The sequence below is a fragment of the Herbaspirillum sp. 1130 genome, assembly GCF_017833835.1.
GTDB classification, from domain to species: Bacteria; Pseudomonadota; Gammaproteobacteria; order Burkholderiales; family Burkholderiaceae_D; genus Herbaspirillum; species Herbaspirillum huttiense.
Genome location: NZ_JAFICQ010000003.1, coordinates 310,002 through 329,917, shown reverse-complemented (window position 1 = coordinate 329,917; position 19,916 = coordinate 310,002). Strand labels below are relative to the sequence as shown.

At 61.2% G+C, this 19,916-nt stretch carries 20 protein-coding genes; 12 read left to right on the top strand and 8 right to left on the bottom strand.

Annotation, left to right across the window (positions count from 1 at the left end):
- Nucleotides 1-141 precede the first annotated feature (141 nt).
- Together JOD78_RS15085 and JOD78_RS15080 are read right to left on the bottom strand one after the other, a co-directional pair.
- Complete coding sequence (locus tag JOD78_RS15085; protein WP_034330504.1) at nt 142-711, bottom strand: DNA-3-methyladenine glycosylase I; 570 nt, start codon at nt 709-711, stop codon at nt 142-144.
- Nucleotides 712-742: 31 nt separating this feature from the next.
- Nucleotides 743-1,756, bottom strand: a complete 1,014-nt coding sequence (locus JOD78_RS15080; protein WP_121038342.1) for a serine/threonine protein kinase — start codon at nt 1,754-1,756, stop codon at nt 743-745.
- A 136-nt stretch (nt 1,757-1,892) separates the two neighbouring features.
- On the opposite strand from JOD78_RS15080, the gene JOD78_RS15075 reads away from it, so the two are divergent.
- Nucleotides 1,893-2,588, top strand: coding sequence for a UPF0149 family protein (locus JOD78_RS15075; protein WP_121038339.1), 696 nt, complete (start codon nt 1,893-1,895; stop codon nt 2,586-2,588).
- A gap of 107 nt (nt 2,589-2,695) precedes the next feature.
- Here JOD78_RS15075 and orn read toward each other — a convergent pair whose 3' ends face one another.
- Nucleotides 2,696-3,265, bottom strand: coding sequence for an oligoribonuclease (orn, locus tag JOD78_RS15070; RefSeq protein WP_008326970.1), 570 nt, complete (start codon nt 3,263-3,265; stop codon nt 2,696-2,698).
- A gap of 174 nt (nt 3,266-3,439) precedes the next feature.
- Between orn and JOD78_RS15065 the strand changes: the two genes are divergently transcribed.
- The 3 genes from JOD78_RS15065 to rsgA all read left to right on the top strand — a co-directional run bounded on the left by JOD78_RS15065 (nt 3,440) and on the right by rsgA (nt 6,115).
- A complete protein-coding gene (locus JOD78_RS15065; RefSeq protein WP_121038336.1) occupies nt 3,440-4,750 on the top strand; it encodes a M48 family metallopeptidase in 1,311 nt (436 codons plus the stop codon).
- A gap of 61 nt (nt 4,751-4,811) precedes the next feature.
- Nucleotides 4,812-5,168, top strand: a complete 357-nt coding sequence (locus tag JOD78_RS15060; RefSeq protein WP_209568577.1) for a 4a-hydroxytetrahydrobiopterin dehydratase — start codon at nt 4,812-4,814, stop codon at nt 5,166-5,168.
- The gene (gene rsgA / locus JOD78_RS15055) at nt 5,168-6,115 is read left to right on the top strand and encodes a ribosome small subunit-dependent GTPase A (RefSeq protein WP_245202149.1); all 948 of its coding nucleotides are present in this window, start codon (nt 5,168-5,170) and stop codon (nt 6,113-6,115) included. The genes JOD78_RS15060 and rsgA overlap by 1 nt, the downstream gene beginning before the upstream one ends.
- Nucleotides 6,116-6,126: 11 nt before the next feature.
- Here rsgA and JOD78_RS15050 read toward each other — a convergent pair whose 3' ends face one another.
- Nucleotides 6,127-8,232 carry a TonB-dependent siderophore receptor gene (locus JOD78_RS15050; RefSeq protein WP_348534271.1) on the bottom strand — a complete coding sequence of 702 codons (2,106 nt, stop codon included), beginning with the start codon at nt 8,230-8,232 and terminating at the stop codon, nt 6,127-6,129.
- Between JOD78_RS15050 and JOD78_RS28015 the strand changes: the two genes are divergently transcribed.
- The 4 genes from JOD78_RS28015 (at nt 8,183) to JOD78_RS15035 (ending at nt 11,353) form a co-directional block, all read left to right on the top strand.
- The gene (locus JOD78_RS28015; protein WP_245202147.1) at nt 8,183-8,605 is read left to right on the top strand and encodes a hypothetical protein; all 423 of its coding nucleotides are present in this window, start codon (nt 8,183-8,185) and stop codon (nt 8,603-8,605) included. The genes JOD78_RS15050 and JOD78_RS28015 overlap by 50 nt on opposite strands.
- A 72-nt stretch (nt 8,606-8,677) precedes the next feature.
- Entirely contained in the window at nt 8,678-9,592 is a 915-nt protein-coding gene (argF, locus tag JOD78_RS15045) for an ornithine carbamoyltransferase (protein WP_121038324.1), read from the top strand.
- A gap of 69 nt (nt 9,593-9,661) precedes the next feature.
- Nucleotides 9,662-10,996, top strand: a complete 1,335-nt coding sequence (gene argG, locus JOD78_RS15040) for an argininosuccinate synthase (RefSeq protein WP_209568581.1) — start codon at nt 9,662-9,664, stop codon at nt 10,994-10,996.
- A 42-nt stretch (nt 10,997-11,038) separates the two neighbouring features.
- On the top strand, nt 11,039-11,353 hold the full coding sequence (locus JOD78_RS15035; RefSeq protein ID WP_034333616.1) for a pyrimidine/purine nucleoside phosphorylase: 315 nt from the start codon (nt 11,039-11,041) through the stop codon (nt 11,351-11,353).
- A 77-nt stretch (nt 11,354-11,430) separates the two neighbouring features.
- On the opposite strand, the gene murB is transcribed toward JOD78_RS15035, so the two are convergent.
- On the bottom strand, nt 11,431-12,462 hold the full coding sequence (gene murB / locus JOD78_RS15030; protein ID WP_209568583.1) for a UDP-N-acetylmuramate dehydrogenase: 1,032 nt from the start codon (nt 12,460-12,462) through the stop codon (nt 11,431-11,433).
- Nucleotides 12,463-12,598: 136 nt separating this feature from the next.
- On the opposite strand from murB, the gene JOD78_RS15025 reads away from it, so the two are divergent.
- The 4 genes from JOD78_RS15025 (at nt 12,599) to JOD78_RS15010 (ending at nt 14,912) form a co-directional block, all read left to right on the top strand.
- A complete protein-coding gene (locus JOD78_RS15025; protein WP_034333613.1) occupies nt 12,599-13,084 on the top strand; it encodes a YajQ family cyclic di-GMP-binding protein in 486 nt (161 codons plus the stop codon).
- A 222-nt stretch (nt 13,085-13,306) separates the two neighbouring features.
- Entirely contained in the window at nt 13,307-13,720 is a 414-nt protein-coding gene (locus tag JOD78_RS15020; RefSeq protein ID WP_121038315.1) for a PAAR domain-containing protein, read from the top strand.
- Entirely contained in the window at nt 13,717-14,268 is a 552-nt protein-coding gene (locus JOD78_RS15015) for a PAAR domain-containing protein (protein ID WP_121038312.1), read from the top strand. The genes JOD78_RS15020 and JOD78_RS15015 overlap by 4 nt, the downstream gene beginning before the upstream one ends.
- The gene (locus tag JOD78_RS15010; protein ID WP_121038309.1) at nt 14,265-14,912 is read left to right on the top strand and encodes a type VI secretion system amidase effector protein Tae4; all 648 of its coding nucleotides are present in this window, start codon (nt 14,265-14,267) and stop codon (nt 14,910-14,912) included. The genes JOD78_RS15015 and JOD78_RS15010 overlap by 4 nt, the downstream gene beginning before the upstream one ends.
- A 1,015-nt stretch (nt 14,913-15,927) precedes the next feature.
- Here JOD78_RS15010 and aroG read toward each other — a convergent pair.
- The 3 genes from aroG to JOD78_RS14995 all read right to left on the bottom strand — a co-directional run bounded on the left by aroG (nt 15,928) and on the right by JOD78_RS14995 (nt 19,845).
- Complete coding sequence (aroG, locus tag JOD78_RS15005) at nt 15,928-17,001, bottom strand: 3-deoxy-7-phosphoheptulonate synthase AroG (RefSeq protein ID WP_121038307.1); 1,074 nt, start codon at nt 16,999-17,001, stop codon at nt 15,928-15,930.
- A 551-nt stretch (nt 17,002-17,552) separates the two neighbouring features.
- Nucleotides 17,553-19,013: a metalloprotease TldD gene (tldD, locus tag JOD78_RS15000; protein ID WP_209568585.1), complete on the bottom strand. Its 1,461-nt coding sequence runs from the start codon at nt 19,011-19,013 to the stop codon at nt 17,553-17,555.
- A gap of 25 nt (nt 19,014-19,038) precedes the next feature.
- Nucleotides 19,039-19,845, bottom strand: coding sequence for a carbon-nitrogen hydrolase family protein (locus tag JOD78_RS14995; protein WP_209568587.1), 807 nt, complete (start codon nt 19,843-19,845; stop codon nt 19,039-19,041).
- Nucleotides 19,846-19,916: the final 71 nt, after the last annotated feature.

Genomic DNA, 19,916 nt, shown 5'->3' with positions numbered 1-19,916 from the left:
CACCGGCCTGGCAGTGCGCCAGCCGGCCTCGTGAATCCATGCAGTGCAAGCTGATGCTGCATCGCAGGCTGCGAGTGTAAACCAAACCGGTGCCCTGCCGCCGCCCATCGGCTGGCCTTTTGGTGCAGAGCACGCCCGGCCTCAACGGCCGTGACAATGGCAATCCACCACGTGATCGTTGATCACGCCCACGCCTTGCAGATAGGCGTAGATGATGGTGGAACCGACAAACTTGAAGCCGCGCTTGGCCAGCTCCTTGGAAATGGCGTCCGACAGCGGCGTCTTGGCCGGGCAATCGGCCAGCGAAGCCCAACGGTTGACGATGGGCTGGCCATCGACCTTGCCCCACAGATAAGCATCGAGCCCGCCTACTTCCTCGCGCAGTTGCAGGTAAGCACGCGCGTTGCCGATGGTGGCGGCCACTTTCAGACGGTTGCGCACGATGCCCGGATTCTTCAGCAATTGCGCCACCTTGCGCTCGTCATAACGGGCGATCTTCTCGGCATCCCAGTCGTCGAAGGCCTCGCGGTAGCTGTCGCGCTTGTTGAGCACGGTTTCCCAGGACAGTCCGGCCTGGGCACCTTCGAGGTTGAGCATCTCGAACAGACGTGTTTCATCGTGGCAGGGCACGCCCCATTCATGGTCGTGATACTGCACATAGCGGGGATTGGCCAGGTTGACCCAGCCGCAGCGGACAAGTGTTTGCGTCATGATGATGTTGTTTTCGTTCATTTCGCCGGATTCACACCGGCCACAGGGGCGGTTCATCCATCAGCGCGATCTGTTCGCGCAATTCCAGGATGCGGTCCTGCCAGTAACGTTGGGTATTGAACCAGGGGAAGGCCACCGGGAAAGCCGGGTCATCCCAGCGCCGCGCCAGCCAAGCGGAATAATGGATCAGGCGCAGCGTGCGCAGGGCTTCAATGAGATACAGCTCGCGTGGCTCGAATTCGCAGAAACTTTCATATCCTGCCAACAGGTCGGCCAGCTGGCCGACCATCTCGCGCCGTTCGCCCGAGAGCAGCATCCACAGGTCCTGCACGGCCGGACCGCTGCGGCTGTCGTCGAAATCGACGAAGTGCGGGCCGGCATCGGTCCACAGGACGTTGCCAACATGGCAATCACCATGCAGGCGCAGGGTGCGGATCTCCCCTGCCCGCTCGTAGCAGCGCCGCACGCCATCGAGCGCCTGCTCGACCGTGGTGCGCCAGGCCGTGGCCACATCCATGGGAATGAAATCATGCGCCAGCAGCCAGTCACGCGGTTCTTCACCGAAGCTGGCGATGTCCAGCGCCGGGCGGGACTGGAACGGGCTGCGCAGGCCGACCGCATGAATGCGGCCGATGAAGCGGCCCAGACGCTCCAGGGTATCGGCATCGTCCAGCTCGGGTGCACGGCCACCGTGGCGGCGGAATACGGCAAAACGGAACCCGGCGTGGCGATGCAGGGTGGCACCATTGTCGAGACGCATGGCCGGCACCACCGGCACTTCTTCGTCGGCCAATTCCTGCGAAAAAGCGTGTTCTTCGAGGATCTGCTCATCACTCCAGCGCAAGGGACGATAAAACTTGGCCACCAGCGGCGGGCCGTCTTCCATGCCGACCTGGTAGACGCGGTTTTCATAGCTGTTCAGGGCCAGCAGGCGGCCATCTCCATACAGACCGAGCCCGTCGAGGGCATCGAGTACCGTATCGGGCGAGAGCGTGGCGAAGGAAGTGGCGTCGGGGAGGTCAGCAGATTGGGCGGGGGAATTCATCCGTCTATTGTACTGTCCACCAGCCTGCCCGCCCCAACCGATTGCAGCATTCCGGGCAGCAACCGACCGGCAACACTCGCGCCCCCGGGCCAATGCCTTTACACTCCTGCCTTTAGCATCAGTCATTGGAACCATCATGCATCTCGACCAGCCCCTTTCCGACGCCGAATTCGACGAACTCGACGATTTTCTCCTCTCCGATCGCTGCGCCGACGATGTGATGACCATGGACACCCTGCACGGCTACCTGACGGCCCTGGCCATCGGTCCGCAGGAAGTGCTGATGGCCGAATGGCTGCCGCGCGTCTGGGGCAGCCGTCCGGAAGACACGCCCAAGTTCAAGAACGGCAAGGAAGCCGAGCGCATCACCAGCCTGATCGCGCGCACCATGAACGAAATCGCCATCACCTTCGAAGTCGCCCCCAAGGAATATGAACCTCTGTTCTGCGAGCGCGAGCACGAAGGCAAGCCGCTGCTGGATGCGGAAGCCTGGGCCTGGGGTTTCTGGGAAGGCATCCAGTTGCGCGCGGCGCAGTGGGACGAAATTTTCCACTCCAACCTGGCCCCGCTGATGCGCCCCATCTACCTGCTGGGCTCGGAAGAGCTGGAAGAGGAAGAAACCAAGCTCATCGACGACCCGCTCAAGACCCACAAGCTGGCCATCGAGATCGAGTCGGCCATTCCGCACATCCACCGCTACTGGGCGCCCAAGCGCAAGTCGGCGGTCGAGCAGGTGCAGCGCGATGCGCCCAAGACCGGCCGCAACGATGCCTGCCCCTGCGGCAGTGGCAAGAAATACAAGAAGTGCTGCGGCGCAGATTCCGAAGAATGATTCACCCGGCACCATGAAAAAGGCGCGCCGGATGCCGGGCGCGCCTTTTTGTTTCATACAGGATGGCGTTGCTGCCAACCACCCTGCCTGGGCCGGATGCTACGGCCTCACTCCTTGATGAAGTGCTCGCGGTAGTACTTCAGTTCTTCGATCGATTCCAGGATGTCGGCCAGGGCCGTGTGCATCTGGCGCTTCTTGAAACCGGTGGCGATTTCAGGCTTCCAGCGCTTGCAGAGTTCCTTCAGGGTCGACACATCGAGGTTGCGATAGTGGAAGAATTCTTCCAGCTTGGGCATGCCGCGCACCATGAAGCGGCGGTCCTGGCAGATCGAATTGCCGCACATGGGCGACTTGCCGGCCGGGACGTATTGCTTCAGGAAGGCGATGATCTGCTGTTCGGCGTCGGCTTCGGTGACGGTGGACGCCTTGACGCGGTCGATCAGGCCGGAACGGCCGTGGGTGCCCTTGTTCCAGGCGTCCATGCCGTCCAGCAGCTCGTCGGACTGGTGGATGGCCAGCACCGGGCCTTCGCCCAGCACGTTCAGTTCTGCATCGGTAACCACCACGGCCACTTCGATGATGCGATCCTTGTCCGGATCCAGGCCGGTCATTTCCATATCGACCCAGACCAGGTTCATTTCATTGGGCCGGACAGGCGCGGCGGGGGCTTGTGACATAATTCTTCCTTATTGACGGGATGGGGCCTGGCCCCATCTACTGCAGGGTTCATTGCTGGGTTCGCTCGCCCGGATCGCACCGGACGGCATGGCCGACAGGCCTGCCACCGCTGCCGGCTGGGGCAGGACGCGGGCCTGGGCCTCGAACTTCCGCCATTTTCGCACAGGGAAAGCATGTCTTCACTTTCGTTTTCAGTTTTGTTCGTCGTATTCCTGGCCATCAGCCTGGGCGTGCGTTTCTGGCTGGCTTCGCGCCATATTCGCCATGTGATCGCCCACCGCGCGGCGGTGCCGCCCGAGTTCGCGGAGAAGATCCCGCTGTCGGCCCACCAGAAGGCGGCCGACTACACGGTGGCGCGTACCAAGTTCGGCCTGGTGACGCTGATCGTCAATGCTGCAGTGCTGATCGGCTTCACCCTGCTGGGCGGGCTGCAATGGCTCTCCAGCCTGCTGCTGGGCTGGACCGGCGAGCCGGGCATGGTGTACCAGATCGCGCTGGTGGCGGGATTTGGCCTCATTTCCGGTGCGGTGGACCTGCCCTTCGATTACTACCGCCAGTTCAGGCTGGAAGCCGGTTTCGGCTTCAACAAGATGACGCGCGGCCTGTTCTTCAGCGACATGATCAAGCAAACCCTGCTGGGTGCCGTGATCGGCCTGCCGCTGCTGTGGGTGGTGCTGGTGCTGATGGAAAAGGCCGGCGCGCTCTGGTGGTTCTATACTTGGATCGTGCTGTGCGCCTTCCAGCTGCTCATGCTGGTGATCTATCCCAGCTTCATCGCGCCGCTCTTCAACAAATTCACCGCGCTGGAAGATGACAGCCTGCGCAGCCGCATCGAAGGCTTGATGCAGCGCGTCGGATTCGCCTCCAAGGGCCTGTTCGTGATGGACGGTTCCAAGCGCAGCGCGCATGGCAATGCCTACTTCTCGGGCTTCGGCTCGGGCAAGCGCATCGTCTTCTTCGACACCCTGCTGGCGCGCCTGGCCCCGCATGAGATCGAAGCCGTGCTGGCCCACGAACTGGGCCACTTCAAGCTCAAGCACATCGTCAAGCGTGTGGTCGTCATGTTCGGCCTGTCGCTGGCCTTCCTGGCGCTGCTGGGCTATCTGAAGGGCCAAGCATGGTTCTACACCGGCCTGGGCGTGGAGCCTCTGCTGCTGGGCAGCAACGATGCCATGGCCCTGATCCTGTTCATGCTCGTGCTGCCGATCTTCACTTTCCTGTTCTCGCCGCTGTCTTCGCTCTCCTCGCGCAAGCACGAGTTCGAGGCCGATGCCTTCGCCGCACAGCACACCGATGCCCAGGATCTGGTATCGGCACTGGTCAAGCTGTACGAGGACAATGCCTCGACCCTCACCCCCGATCCGCTGCACTCGGCCTTCTACGATTCGCATCCGCCGGCGTCGCTGCGCATCCAGCACCTGCACGCTGCCATCGCCGCCCATCGCGCAACGTCGGGAACAGCCGCCGCCGCGGGCAGCCACTGAATTTTTTGATCATCTAAAAGGCGTGCTGGATGAATGAAACAGCCCGCCGCAGGAGAACCCCATGAGCATCACCGCAAGCACCCTCGCCGCCTCCCGCAGCGTCCAGCCCATCGCTGCGCTGGACGACGCCGCCATCGCCGCCCACCTGGCCGCCCTGCCCGACTGGAAGATCGACGGCGGCAAGCTGGCGCGAACTTTCGCCTTCGGCAACTATTACGAGACCCTGGCCTTCGTCAACGCGATCGCGTGGATCATCCACGCCGAAGACCATCACCCGGAACTGACCGTCACCTACAACCGCTGCAACGTGAAGTTCGACACCCACAGCGTCAACGAAGGCCGTGGTGGTTTGTCGGCCAATGACTTCATCTGCGCGGCCAAGGTCGACGCCATTTTCGCCCAGCGCGCCCCGGCCTGATGGGAGTCCGCAAGCAAGGCGCACGCAGCGCCAGGGCAGGATCAGCGACGAACAAGGCTGAGCTGGAACAGGGGCTGGTCATTGCCGCCCACGGCCGTCACTATCTGGTGCAGGCCGCTGAACAGAAACTGAATTGCGTCACCCGTGGCAAGAAGAGCGATGTGGCGGTCGGCGACCACATCCGCCTGGCCCGCACCTCGGCCGACCAGGGCGTGGTGGAAAGCATCGACGAACGCCGCACCCTGCTCTATCGCTCGGACCAGTACAGGTCCAAGCTGCTGGCGGCCAATGTGGATCAACTCTTCATCGTGGTGGCGACCGAACCGAGCTTTTCGGATGACCTGGTCTCGCGCTCGCTGGTGGCGGCCGAGTCGGCCGGTGTCTCCGCGCACCTGATCCTGAACAAGACCGACATCACCGAAGCCCTGCCCAAGACGCGTGAACGCCTGCAGGTGTATGCGCGCCTGGGTTATCCGGTGCACGAGGTCTCGGCCAAGGCCCAGCCGGAAGAGACGCGCGCGGCCTTCATGCCGCTGTTGGCCGGCAAGAGCACCATCCTGATCGGCCAGTCGGGCATGGGCAAGTCCTCCATCATCAATCTGATCGTCCCGGACGCCGATATCGCCACCCGCGAAATCTCGGCCGCCCTCGATACCGGCAAGCACACTACGACCTTCACCCGGCTGTACCAGATGGAGCAGGAGGCCAGCATCATCGATTCGCCGGGCTTCCAGGAGTTCGGCCTGTATCAGCTCTCCGAAGGCATGCTGGAACGCGCCTTCCGCGACTTCACCCCCTATCTGGGCAAGTGCCGCTTCTACAACTGCCACCATCTCAACGAGCCGGGCTGTGCGGTGCTGGAGGCAGTGCAGGCCGGCGAGATTGCGGGGATGCGCCACCAGCTGTATGCGCAGCTGGTGCATGAATCTTCACAGACCTTGTACTGACTTGTCCCTCTTCAGAACTTGTAGGCAGCCGTCAACACCACCGCACGCGGCGCCCCCGGCACGATCTGGGTGGCCCCGGTGGCGCTGACGTAATAGCGCCGGTTGGCCAGATTGGTGGCCGCCAGCGTGTATTCGGTGCGCTCCATCCGGTAGCCCAGCAGAGCATCCCAGCGCACGTAGCCGGGCAACTCCAGCAGGTTCTCGCGATCGGCAAAGCGCGCGCCCTCCACCACCACGCCCGCCTCGCCAAACCATCCCAGGGGCGGCGCATAGGACACGAACAAGCTGCCATTGCGCGCCGAGACCCCGGACGCTCGCTTGCCCGCATACTGCGCCTCAGCCCGCACCACCCTTGAATTCTGCTGGGTCCAGCCGCCGCGCACGAACCAGTGGCGCGCCACTTCCCCCGCCACGCTCAATTCGATGCCGCGATTGCGCTCCAGTCCGCTCTGGGTGAACACGCCCGGCTGCACCGGGTCGGCCACGGTGCGGTTGTAGAGTTCCAGTTCGAACCAGGCCAGCGTCGTGCTGATCCTGCGCCCGAACCAGTCGCTCTTGACCCCGGCTTCCAGCTGGCGGCTGAATTGGGGTCCCAGGTCATTGCCATTGCCCTTCGCCCCCGGTGACAAGCCGATCACGTCGCCGCCCACCGGCGCATAGCTCTTGCTCCACGATCCATAGAAGTGATGCGCCGGCAGGGCTTCCCATACCGCGCCCACACGCGGGCTCACGGCGTTGCTGGAACGCTCGATGCGAATGTCGCGCAGGCGGCTGCGGGAATCGACCTCGAAGTGATCCCAGCGCACCCCGGCCAGGACTTTCCATTGCGCCCCGATGGCGATCTGGTCTTGTGCATACAAGCCCACGGAATCGACCCGGTGGTAGTTCATCTGCCAGGGCTGCGGCTGGGGCGTGGCGTTGCGCACCTCGGGATCGGTCAGCGAGACGGGCAGCGCAGTGGCCATCCACAAGCGCGGCTCGCGCTTCTGCCAGCCGTATTCGGCACCGGCCAGCAGCTCGTGCTGCAAGAGGCCGCTCTTGAGCGTGCCGAGCAATTCGAGGTTGGCTTGCACATTGCGCTGCTGCAGGTTCTGTTGAAAGCGACTGCGCTGCACGCTGCCCAGGTTGCGGCCGGCGCTGACGTAGCCTTGGGTAACGAAGGTATTGTCGAAGTCGCTGTTGAGATCAAACACGCTCACCATCTGCCGCACGCTCCAGTCCGGCGCAATGGACCTTGTGAGGGTGGAACGCAGGCTGAGACTGGTATCGCGGATGAAGTCGCGCCCGGCCGCACCGAAGAAGGCGCGGTCCGACGCCACCGGCAAGGCAAGGGCTGCAACCGTATCGTTGCCCGTCAACGCCGTGACCCGGCCCGGTACGCCGCGATCCGGAACCCGTTCGAATTCATCGTAGTCCGCCTGCAGCAGCCAGCTGTCGCGGCCGGACTCCCACTTCAGGGCCGGGGCGAAGTACTGGCGCGTGCCGCGGACGTCGTGGCGGAAGTGGGCTTCGTGTTCACGCCCGGCGTTGATGCGCAGCCCCCATTGCTCGCCCAGCGGACGATTCCAGTCCACCGCCCCGCCCTGCTGGCCACGGCTGCCCCAGATGGCGGTGGCCTGACCGAAGGCTTCACGTTCCGGCTGCTTGCTGATGCGATTGATCACGCCGCCGCCGCTGCCGCGTCCGTAGAGCACGGCGGCCGGGCCCTTGAGGATCTCGATGCGATCAATGTTGCCCAGGCTGCGCACGTATTGCGCATCATCGCGCATGCCGTCGAGCAGGGTATCGCCGGCATTGGAAAAACCGCGCAACCGGAACGCATCGAAACGCGTATCGGAGACATTGGAGACGCCTGGCACCCCGGCCAACGCCGCCGCCAGCCCGCGCCCGCCATAAGCCCTGACCTGCGCGGCATCGACCGCCTGCACCGTCAGCGGCACCTCGCGCACATCAGTGGCGGTGCGGGTGGCGCTGCCCAAGGGGCCGGGACGGGGATCATGCAGATTGCGCTGGCTGCGGACCTCGACGGCAGGCAAGCGCGCAGCATCGCTCTCCTCGCGCTCGGCCGTGGCCTCGGCGGCAGCAGCGGAAACAGGAAACGCGAACAAGGCCGCCACCAACGCCGCCGGCAAGGCGCGCAGCTTGGGCGGCGAGGAACGTGATGAAGAAAAAGACCGGTGCAAACCCCGTAAGGGGTGCGGACAAGAAGAATCGTGCGACATGGCAGCTGTTCCTTTCAGGCAAGGGAAAGCTGCGGATTCTAGCCATCTGAATAGCAATAATTCTCATTTGCGGCGTGAGATCAGGCTCTTTGTCGCACTTAGTGAGCATTCCTCGAAAAAGCTGGATACGGATTTCGAAAAATTTCTTCACGTGCATCGAAGGAATTCGAAGCGCATCCCCGATGCCGTGCGCGGGACTTCATCTTTGACCCGAATTCGCGAAACCCCGGGGGTTTCTTTGCAGCAAGTACTGCGGGTATCTTTTTAAGCCGAATCCCTTATAATCTAAGGAGTTAACGACTATCGGCGGCAGGCGCCACACTGGCCGCCGTTTTTATTTATGGCAATCAAACACTACCTTCAGTTTTCCGACTTTACGCTTGATGAATACGAGTACGTGATCGAACGTTCCCGTGTGATCAAACGTAAGTTCAAGAATTACGAGCCCCATCACACGCTGGCCGATCGTACCCTGGTGATGGTGTTCGAAAAGAACTCGACCCGCACCCGCCTCTCCTTCGAAGCCGGCATGCACCAGATGGGCGGCGCAGCGATCTACCTCAACACCCGCGACAGCCAGCTTGGCCGTGGCGAACCGGTGGAAGATGCGGCCCAGGTGATGTCGCGCATGTGCGACGTCATCATGATCCGCACCTACGGCCAGGAAATCATTGAACGCTTTGCCAGGCATTCGCGCGTGCCGGTGATCAACGGCCTGACCAACGAGCAGCATCCCTGCCAGGTGCTGGCCGATGTGTTCACCTACATCGAGCATCGCGGCAGCATCCAGGGCAAGATCGTGGCCTGGGTCGGCGACGCCAACAACATGCTCTATTCGTGGCTGCAGGCTGCCGAGGTGTTTGGCTTCCACGTCAACGTCTCCACCCCCAAGGGCTATGACATCGATCCGGCCCAGGTTTCGCCCGGCAACCAGAATTACACCTTCTTCGCCGATCCGGCCGATGCTTGCCAGGATGCCGACCTGGTCACCACCGACGTGTGGACCAGCATGGGCTTCGAAGCCGAGAACAATGCCCGCCTGAAGGCCTTCGATGGCTGGATCGTGGACCAGGCCAAGATGTCGCGCGCCAAGAAGGATGCGCTCTTCATGCACTGCCTGCCCGCGCACCGTGGCGAGGAAGTGGCCGCCGAAGTGATCGACGGCCCGCAATCGGTGGTCTGGGACGAGGCGGAAAACCGCCTGCACGTGCAGAAGGCCCTGCTCGAATACCTGGTGCACGGCCGCTTCGATTAAGCCGCCTGCTGCCCATTCCCCAGCACAAGAATCACGCTCAACACTTCACTTCATCGCAACGTCAAGATCATGTCCAACATCCTGCAATCCGTCCCGGTCAATCAAAAAGTCGGCATCGCCTTCTCCGGCGGCCTCGATACCAGCGCCGCGCTGACCTGGATGCGCCAGAAGGGCGCCGTCCCCTACGCCTACACCGCCAACCTGGGCCAGCCGGATGAGCCGGACTATGACGCCATCCCCAAGAAGGCCATGCAATACGGTGCCGAACTGGCGCGCCTGATCGACTGCCGCGAACAGCTGGCCAACGAAGGCATCGCTGCCCTGCAAAGCGGCGCGTTCCACATCTCCACCGCCGGCATCACCTATTTCAACACCACCCCGCTGGGCCGCGCCGTGACCGGCACCATGCTGGTGTCGGCCATGCGTGAAGACAACGTCGACATCTGGGGCGACGGCAGCACCTACAAGGGCAACGACATCGAGCGTTTCTATCGCTATGGCCTGCTGGTGAACCCCAACCTGAAGATCTACAAGCCCTGGCTGGACAGCACCTTCATCGACGAACTGGGCGGCCGCAAGGAAATGTCCGAGTTCATGATCAAGTCCGGCTTCGACTACAAGATGTCGGTGGAAAAGGCCTACTCGACCGACTCCAACATGCTGGGCGCGACCCACGAAGCCAAGGACCTGGAATTCCTCAACAGCGGCATCAAGATCGTGCAGCCCATCATGGGCGTGGCGTTCTGGCGCGATGACGTGGAAGTGAAGGCCGAGACCGTTACCGTGCGCTTCGAAGAAGGCCGTCCGGTGGCGCTCAACGGCAAGACCTTCGCCAGCATGACCGAGCTGATCCTGGAAGCCAACCGCATCGGTGGCCGCCATGGCCTGGGCATGAGCGACCAGATCGAGAACCGCATCATCGAAGCCAAGAGCCGCGGCATCTACGAAGCCCCGGGCCTGGCCCTGCTGTTCATCGCCTACGAGCGCCTGGTCACCGGCATCCACAACGAAGACACCATCGAACAGTACCGCGACAACGGCCGCAAGCTGGGCCGCCTGCTGTATCAGGGCCGCTGGTTCGATTCGCAGGCCATCATGCTGCGCGAAACCGCCCAGCGCTGGGTGGCACGCGCCATCACCGGCGAAGTGACGGTGGAACTGCGTCGCGGCAATGACTACTCGATCCTCAACACCGAGTCGCCCAACCTGACCTACCACCCGGAACGCCTGACCATGGAAAAGGGCGAAGGCAGCTTCTCCGCCATCGACCGCATCGGCCAACTGACCATGCGCAACCTGGACATCGCCGACACCCGCCAGAAGCTGTCGATCTACCAGAACACCGGCCTGCTGGATTCCAGCACTGCCGTGTCGCTGCCGCTGCTGGGCAAGAACGAAAAGTAATTCCTGCTGGATTCACCTTTACCGTTTAATGGAAGCGATTCGATGAGCACTCAATTCGACAACGTCACCGTCCTGAAAAAGGGCAATGTCTACTTCGACGGCAAGTGTGTCTCGCACACCGTGCTGCTGGCCGATGGGACCAAGAAGACCCTGGGCGTGATCCTGCCCTCGACGCTGAACTTCAGCACCGGCGCACCGGAAATCATGGAAATCAACGGCGGCAGCTGCCGCGTGCGCCTGAAGGGTGAAGAAGCCTGGAACACCTACGCCGCAGGCACCACCTTCAGCGTGCCCGGCAACTCCAGCTTCGACATCGAAGTGACCGAAACCCTGGATTACGTCTGCCACTTCGGCTGATCTTCTCGGCGTCTGAATAAAAAGCCGTCCGGTAGCGATACCGGACGGCTTTTTTACGTCTTAACACAGGAGTGCGCTCAGATGAAGACCGGTTCCGGCTCCAGCTGGACGCCGAACTTTTCCTTCACATCATCCTGGATCGCCTTGGCCAGCCTGGCGACTTCCGCCCCGGTGGCACCGCCCCGGTTGACCAGCACCAGGGCCTGTTGTTCATACACGCCCGCACGCCCCATGGTCTTGCCCTTCCAGCCGCAGCGGTCGATCAGCCAGCCGGCGGCCAGCTTGTAGTGATCGTCATCGACGCGATAGCTGATCAGGTTGCTGTATTGCGCCAGCAGGGTATCGCGCAGGCGGGCCGGCACGATGGGGTTCTTGAAGAAGCTGCCAGCGTTGCCGATCCGGGCGGGATCGGGCAATTTGCGGGTGCGGATGGCGATGACGGCCTCGGCGATGTCGCGCGGACCGGGTTCGGTGATGCCGCGCTCCTGCAGGGCCTGGGCCACGTCGGCGTAGTTGGCGTTGGCTTTCCAGCGCTTAGGGAGGGCGAATGTCACCTCCAGCACCACGGCGCGATCGCGCAGCGCATGCTTGAAGACGCTGTCGCGGTAGCCGAAGCGGCAGGCCTGGAGGTCCAGCGTCAGCAGCTCGCCGCTGATCAGGTCGAAGGCTAGCAGGCTGTGGAAGCGGTCCTTGATCTCGATGCCGTAGGCACCGATGTTCTGGATGGGCGCGGCACCGACGCTGCCGGGGATGAGTGAAAGATTCTCCAGCCCGCCCAGGTCCTGTTGCAGCGTCCACTGGACGAAAGCGTGCCAGTTCTCCCCGGCGGCGGCGCGCACGTAGATGAAGTTGTCGTCCTCGCCGGCGATGTCTATGCCCTGGTTCTGCATATGCAGCACCAATCCGCTGAAGTCTTGCGTCAGGAGCAGGTTGCTGCCGCCGCCCAGGACCAGCCGGGGCAAGGCCATGAGGCCGGCGTCCTGGCGCAGGGTGCGCAGTTGCTCGATGCCCTCTACAGGCAGGTAGGCATGGGCACTGGCCTCGATGCCGAAGGTATTGAGGGCGCGCAGGGAAACGTCGTGGCGGACGGGAAGTGAAGAAGTGCTCATAGGGGTGGGATTATATCGCCCGCGCGGGAGCAAATCCGCTGTCAGTGGCCGGGCGATGGCGGCGGGCGCCTCACTCCGTTAAAATCACGGCTCAGACGCCGGCCTTCGCCGGCTGCAAGAACATAAGGAACAAGCCATGCCCTCATTCGATACCGTCTGCGAAGCCAACCTGGTGGAAGTCAAGAACGCCGTGGACCAGGCCAACAAGGAAATCTCCACCCGTTTCGACTTCAAGGGCACTGATGCCCGCGTCGAACAGAAGGAACGTGAACTGACCGCCTTTGCCGACTCGGACTTCCAGCTCAGCCAGGTGCGCGACGTGCTGACCAACAAGATGACCAAGCGCAACGTCGACGTGCGTTTCCTGGACGAAGGCAAGATCGAGAAGATCGGCGGCGACAAGGTCAAGCAGGTCATCAAGGTGAAGAACGGCATCGAAAGCGACGATGCCAAGAAGATCGTGCGCGTCATCAAGGACAGCAAGATGAAGGTGCAAGCCAGCATCCAGGGCGACGCCGTGCGCATCACCGGCGCCAAGCGCGACGACCTGCAGGCGGCCATGGCGCTGCTGCGCAAGGAGATCAAGGAGATTCCGCTGGAGTTCAACAACTTCCGCGACTGATCTGGGCAATTGCCTTTGCAGTACCGACAACGCCGGCTTTTGCCGGCGTTTGTTTTTGGCGCCAGCTCGATGGTATTCGAGTAAACGCAGCTGGTTGCTTGAGGGCAAGCGGGTTTCCGCGCTGCCAAATCTACACTCCTTCCACCCAAAAATATCGGCGTCTCTTGAAGTGAGCGCTGATGGGCTGTTTGGGCAAGCGGCCAACTGACGGAAGGAGCAAAGATGGAACACAAGGAATTTGACGGACAACGCCTGGCGAACGATTTTCTTGCCGGCATCGACAAACGACCCATCAAGGGCAGCCACGCGCTGGCGACGCTGGGTTCGGCCACGCGGCTTGGCGGGGAAGTCGCTACGGCAAGCAGCAGCATGCACATCAAGGGACACCGCATCGCCTGCGTCGGTGACATCGTGCGATATCAGGACGGGACGGAGAGCAGGATCATCTCAGGTGCCGGCGCAGCTCTAACCTGCAAAGGCCATCCGATGGCCATGGTCGGCAGCACGACCGACAATGGGGACACGATCACCAGCAGTCTGCAAAGCGCGGCACAAATTCGGGAATACGCCGACGATGCCGGCATACCGGGGCTGCTGCAAGCTGGCTACCAGGCGCCGATGGGGGACGCCGCATGAAGATCATCGGCTGGATTCGCTATGGCGATAAAGCTGCCTGCGGCGGGACGGTAATTGAGGGTGACCAGACTTGCCGCAGCCATGGGCGGGCTTATGCCTTTCAGGGGGCTCGGGTGGCTTGCCGAAAGGACTGCATCATTGCTGATGGTTTTCCGCGCTCTACGCTCACCAATGGACGGGCTCAGGTGATTCATGGGATGAAGACCAGTGCTGGATGCCCGTTGCACTCTACGCTCAACGATATCGACGGGGTAGGCAATGCAGGCGGTGAAGCTGTCGCCGAAAAGCACTTTCTCAACGCTGAGGGCGTTTGGATGCCTATCAAAGAGCCGGAGCAATACGAAGCTCCCTACGATGAACAACCCCAGCTTATTGCGCAGGCCATTGAAGGCGTACCCTGGACCGTCCAGACGATGGACGGGCGTACATTCTCTGGCCGGGCCGAGCCCGACGGCCAGCTACCGCGCATTGATACCTATGGGGAAGATGAATACGTCGTTTATTGGGGAGACGAGGCTCTCATCAAGATGGAAGGGGCACAAACATGAGCAAGATACTGGTGCAACAAGCCAAGGTGCGGACGAACACCATCAAGGACTCAGTGTGCAAAATTGATGTTCCTGCCGTTAAGTTCTCCGACCTGTGGGACAACTACGTGAGTGGCGCTCCCTTCAAGCCGGGGCCTGACGATAAAGGGGACTACGACAACCAGTGCGCCTTGCGCGTCAGTGCCACATTTCACAAAGTGGGCATTCAAATGCGTTCCTTCTCTCAGAAGACAGTTAAGCCGATGCCAGGTGCCAAAGCGTTGGGGCGTGTCATGATGGATGGCAAGCCGGCAGCAGTGCGGGCTTATGAACTTGCCGAATGGCTCAAGTTGCAGCCGTTCTGCGGTTTGCCCAAGCAACCCGAAGACGTCACAGGAAAAGATTGGGAATCGAAGGTGAAAGGGCGTACGGGGATCATCATGTTTCACGCGTATTGGACGCATGAAGGGCAAAGTACCAGCAATGCAAGCGGCGGACATATTGATCTGTGGAACGGGAAGCGGATGACAATTGCTGGGACGGAGAGCTTCCTCGCCATGCTTGGTCGCGGAATTGGCATTTCAAGCGCTCATATCCCCGGCACCTCCTATGGCTATTCGGATCTGAGCAAGGCAAGACTAATCCTGTTCTGGGAAGTCCAATGAAACGTCTTGGCTTGTCATTAACTTTCTTCATCGCTGGACTTCTGACAACGTGGGCGGCGCTATTCGCGGGTAGCCACTTGCCTGAATATATGAAGTTCAATCTGTCGCCACCTGCCTCGGGTAGCTGCCACGAAATAGACCTATGCTCGGTTCCATGGTGGATATCAGCGCTGTTGATCACTTATTTGCTTGCACCATCACTTATTTTCGCGGTGACTGGATGGTTCAGCGCGCGTGCTTGTATTTCGATATCTAGAAGGTTGGTCAGGCTTCTGGCTCTAATGTCGATGACTGGCTTGTTCTATATCGCAAGCTACGTCATCGGTCGCTGACTGACGTCATGGAGAGCAGGCTATCTTCAAGAACGGCCGACTGGTTCGGCTGACATTACAGAGAATGTGAAACATTCGCACGATTCACACTGGGCATCCATCGGCCTTGGCCTCACCTTTACTCTGACCTCAGAGAGTCAAGGCTCATACTCTTCTTTGAGGTGAAGTGATTGTGAAAAAGACTATGCTGTTCTGCGTCGGACTTCTGATCGGATACTTTTTCGACTTGATCCCTTCGCTATTTGAAATCCTAGCCTACACCAATGTCTGTATCGAATCATGCCCTGGCGTACTACGTGGGATTTCACTTGCAATCTATGCCGCGATGCCACTTCTTTGGGGAGTCAGTCTGCCGGTCACCGTTGGAAAACCTCATGCATCCAGTCTCTTGATTTGCTTGTCGCTTGCATCGGCTTTCCTCATGCTGACATTAACGTGGTTTCTCTACACTCATCAGCACCCGCAATAATTTCGACACAAAAGATAATTGGCAGGCTTCCGACGCTCATATTGATGACCGCGTTGCTGTATCTCGCCCGCTATGTTGTCGGCAATTGATCGGATAGGGTCATGAACAAAGGATGCCGGGCCGAAAACAACAAAGCCCTGGCTCCCACCAAGGCTTTGTTCACTACCTCACGCCAGCAATCACCGGCGCATCAATCTCTCTTCAACAACACCCCTCAAGCCGCGTCCCGCTCATCCCCCACCAAACGGCGCTGCTTGACCGAATCCGCCAGGCCCTGCAGCACTTGCAGGCTTTCTTCCCAGTTGATGCAGCCATCGGTGACGGACTGGCCATAGGTCAGTTCCTTGCCCGGCACCAGATCCTGGCGGCCGGCGACCAGGTGGGATTCCACCATCACGCCGACGATGCGGGTGTCGCCCGCGGCCACCTGACGGCCGATGTCGGCGCAGACCGGAATCTGGTTTTCCGGCTTCTTGGAGCTGTTGGCGTGCGACGCGTCGATCATCAGGCGCGCTGCCAGGCCGCTCTTGGCGATGTCCTGGCAAGCCGCTTCCACGCTGGGCGCATCATAGTTGGGCTGCTTGCCGCCGCGCAGGATGATGTGGCAGTCCTCGTTGCCGGCAGTGGAGACGATGGCCGAGTGGCCGCCCTTGGTCACCGACAGGAAATGGTGCGGCTGCGACGCGGCCTTGATGGCATCCACGGCGATCTTGACGTTGCCGTCGGTACCGTTCTTGAAGCCCACCGGGCAGGAGAGGCCCGAGGCCAGCTCGCGGTGCACCTGCGACTCGGTGGTACGGGCACCGATGGCACCCCAGCTGATCAGGTCAGCGATGTATTGCGGGCTGATCACGTCCAGGAATTCGGTACCAGCCGGCAGGCCCAGGTCGTTGATGTTCAGCAGCAGTTCACGGGCCGCGCGCAAGCCGTCGTTGATGCGGAAGCTGTTGTCCATGTACGGGTCATTGATCAAACCCTTCCAGCCCACCGTGGTGCGCGGCTTCTCGAAGTAGACGCGCATGACGATTTCCAGCTCGTTCTTGTGACGCTCGCGCTCCACCACCAGGCGGCGCGCATATTCCATGGCGGCCTTGGTGTCGTGGATGGAGCAGGGGCCGATGACGACCATCAGGCGATCGTCCTGGCCGTGCAGGATGCGATGCAGCGCAGTGCGGGCTTCAGCGGTGGTGCGCTCGACCTTTTCGGTGCAGGCGAATTCGCGGATGAGATGCGAGGGGGGGACCAGTTCTTTCATTTCTCGGATGCGAAGATCGTCAGTGCGCGGCATTTTTTTCTCCTGGTGTACTGCAATGATTCAGCTGGAATGTTGACCAAAAAAAAACCGCCATCACTGGCGGTTTTTTAGGAAATCGGTTTTGTCTTTTTACGAACGCTTACCGCTTTTCACCGCCGTGGGGCTGGAATAGCTAAAGTAAAAATAAAAGTAAGCGCGGGCGAAAGACATGTCTGGCGTCATGGGTTAAGTGAAGCAGGCGTTCATAGTGCTACAAATCAGGGGCTTTGGCAAGCAACAAGACGAAATCGATATGCTGCGCTGCAAATGCATATTTCATTCAATATATATATATTTATTGAGTATTTATTGCCTAAATAGCCAATAAGCGTCGCCAAAACACAATAAAAAATCTGGCCTCGCGCAAGCCTTGCCCGCACCCCATCGTCTTGCCAACTGTGGCTTTCCTGCAAAAAAAGTGAATATTTGATCTGGCCACGTCGTTTTCCCCTGCCACCGGAAGTCATATTCCCGGCGCATAAATGAAAAAACCGCCGGTGAATGACACCGGCGGTTTTCACAAGAAACGATGCAGCGATGAATGATCAGGCAGTTCCGCCCACGGTCACGCCATCCAGACGCAAGGTAGGCTGCCCCACCCCGACCGGCACGCTCTGGCCTTCCTTGCCGCACACGCCGACACCCGAATCCAGGCGCATGTCATTGCCGATCATGGAAACGCGGTTGAGCACATCCGGGCCATTGCCGATCAAGGTCGCGCCCTTGACCGGATAGGTGATCTTGCCATCCTCGATCATGTAGGCCTCGCTGGCCGAGAAGACGAACTTGCCGTTGGTGATATCCACTTGGCCACCGCCGAAGTTGACGGCATACAGGCCATTCTTGACCGAGGCCAGGATCTCGCGCGGATCCTTGTCACCGCCCAGCATGTAGGTATTGGTCATGCGCGGCATGGGCAAGTGGGCGAAGGATTCGCGGCGGGCATTGCCGGTGACGTCCATCTTCATCAGGCGGGCATTCATGGTGTCCTGGATGTAGCCCTTCAGGATGCCGTCTTCGATCAGCGTGGTGCACTGGGTCGGATTGCCTTCGTCGTCGATGTTGAGCGATCCACGGCGATCGGCGATGGTGCCGTCATCGACCACGGTCACGCCCTTGGCGGCGACGCGTTCCCCGATGCGGCCGGAGAAAGTGGACGAGCCCTTGCGGTTGAAGTCGCCTTCCAGGCCATGACCGATGGCTTCGTGCAGCAGGATGCCGGGCCAGCCGGGGCCAAGCACCACGGTCATGGGACCGGCCGGGGCCGGGCGCGCATCCAGGTTCACCAGCGCGGTGGCCACCGCTTCGGAAGCATACTTCTCCAGCAGGGTGTCGGAGAAATAGCCGTAGTCATATCGTCCGCCGCCACCGCTGCTGCCCATCTCGCGACGGCCATTCTGTTCGGCGATCACCGTCACCGACACCCGCACCAGCGGACGGATATCGGCAGCCAGCACGCCATCGGCGCGCGCCACCAGCACCACGTCGTATTCGCCGGAGAGGCTGGCCATGACCTGCTTGACGCGCGGATCCTTGGCGCGGGCGATGCGTTCGATGCGTTCCAGCAGTTGCACCTTGGCCGTGGCGTCCAGCGAGGTCAGCGGATCATGCGGCAGGTACAGCGCGCGGCCGCCGGCCGGGGTCATGGCACCGGCCACCTTGATCTTGCCGCTGCCCTGGCGGGCGATGGTGCGGGTGGCGGCGGCGGCATCCAGCAGCGCCGATTCGGAAATCTCGTCCGAATAGGAGAACGCGGTCTTGTCGCCCGACACGGCGCGCACGCCCACCCCCTGGTCGATGGAAAAGCTGCCGGTCTTGACGATGCCCTCTTCCAGGCTCCAGCCCTCGCTCTTGGTGAACTGGAAGTAAAGGTCGGCGTAGTCCACCTTGTGCGTGAACATGCTGCCCAAGGCCTTGAGCAGCTTGGATTCGTCCAGGCCGAAGGGAGTCAGCAGCACGTCGCGCGCCACTTGCAGGGCGCCCATGTTGGGTTCAAATAATTTCATAGCGTCTTGTCGGAAGGCAAAAAGGTCAAAGCTTGCGATGGCGTAGCGCCGGCAAGCTTTCTCGAACGTATTGTAGACGATGGGGATCAATGTCGCCGATCACAAGCCCCTCTCCCTCAGGAAGCACCGAGACGATCTCGCCCCAGGGATCAACCAGCATGCTGTGGCCCCAGGTACGGCGGCCATTGACGTGCTGCCCGCCCTGCGCCGAGGCCAGTACGTAGCACTGGTTTTCGATGGCACGCGCGCGCAGCAGCAGCTCCCAGTGCGCGCGGCCGGTGGTATAGGTGAAGGCGGCAGGCATCACGATCAGGGCGCACTCGCCCATGGCGCGATACAGCTCCGGGAAGCGCAGGTCATAGCACACCGACAAGCCGACCCGCCCGAAGGGTGCCTCGAAGCTGCGCACTTCGCTGCCGTATTCGATGGTGCGGGCTTCGTCGTAGTTTTCTTCACCCCGCACGAAATTGAACAAGTGGATCTTGTCGTAACGCGCTACCCGCTGGCCATCCGGTCCATAGACCAGTGAAGTATTGAGCACCTTGCCGGAAACCGCCGACTGCAGCGGCAGTGTGCCGCCCACCAGCCACAGCCGGTGCTCGCGCGCCAGGGCGCTCATGCATTCCTGCAGGGGACCGCTGCCATCGGCTTCGGCATGGGCCAGCTTATCGCGCTCGTGCAGGCCCATGATGGGCCAGTATTCCGGCAGCAGCGCCAGTTGCGCGCCCTGCTGCGCTGCCTGCGCCACCAGGCGGCTGGCCGCATCGAAGTTCTGCAATGGCTCGGGGGTGGAGACCATCTGGATCGCCGCCACCTTGAAGGAATCGCTCATGTCTGCCTCTTGCCAGCGTGGTGAGTGAAGAAAGAATGCCGCCAGTATCGCCCATCCGCGCCAGCCGCGCA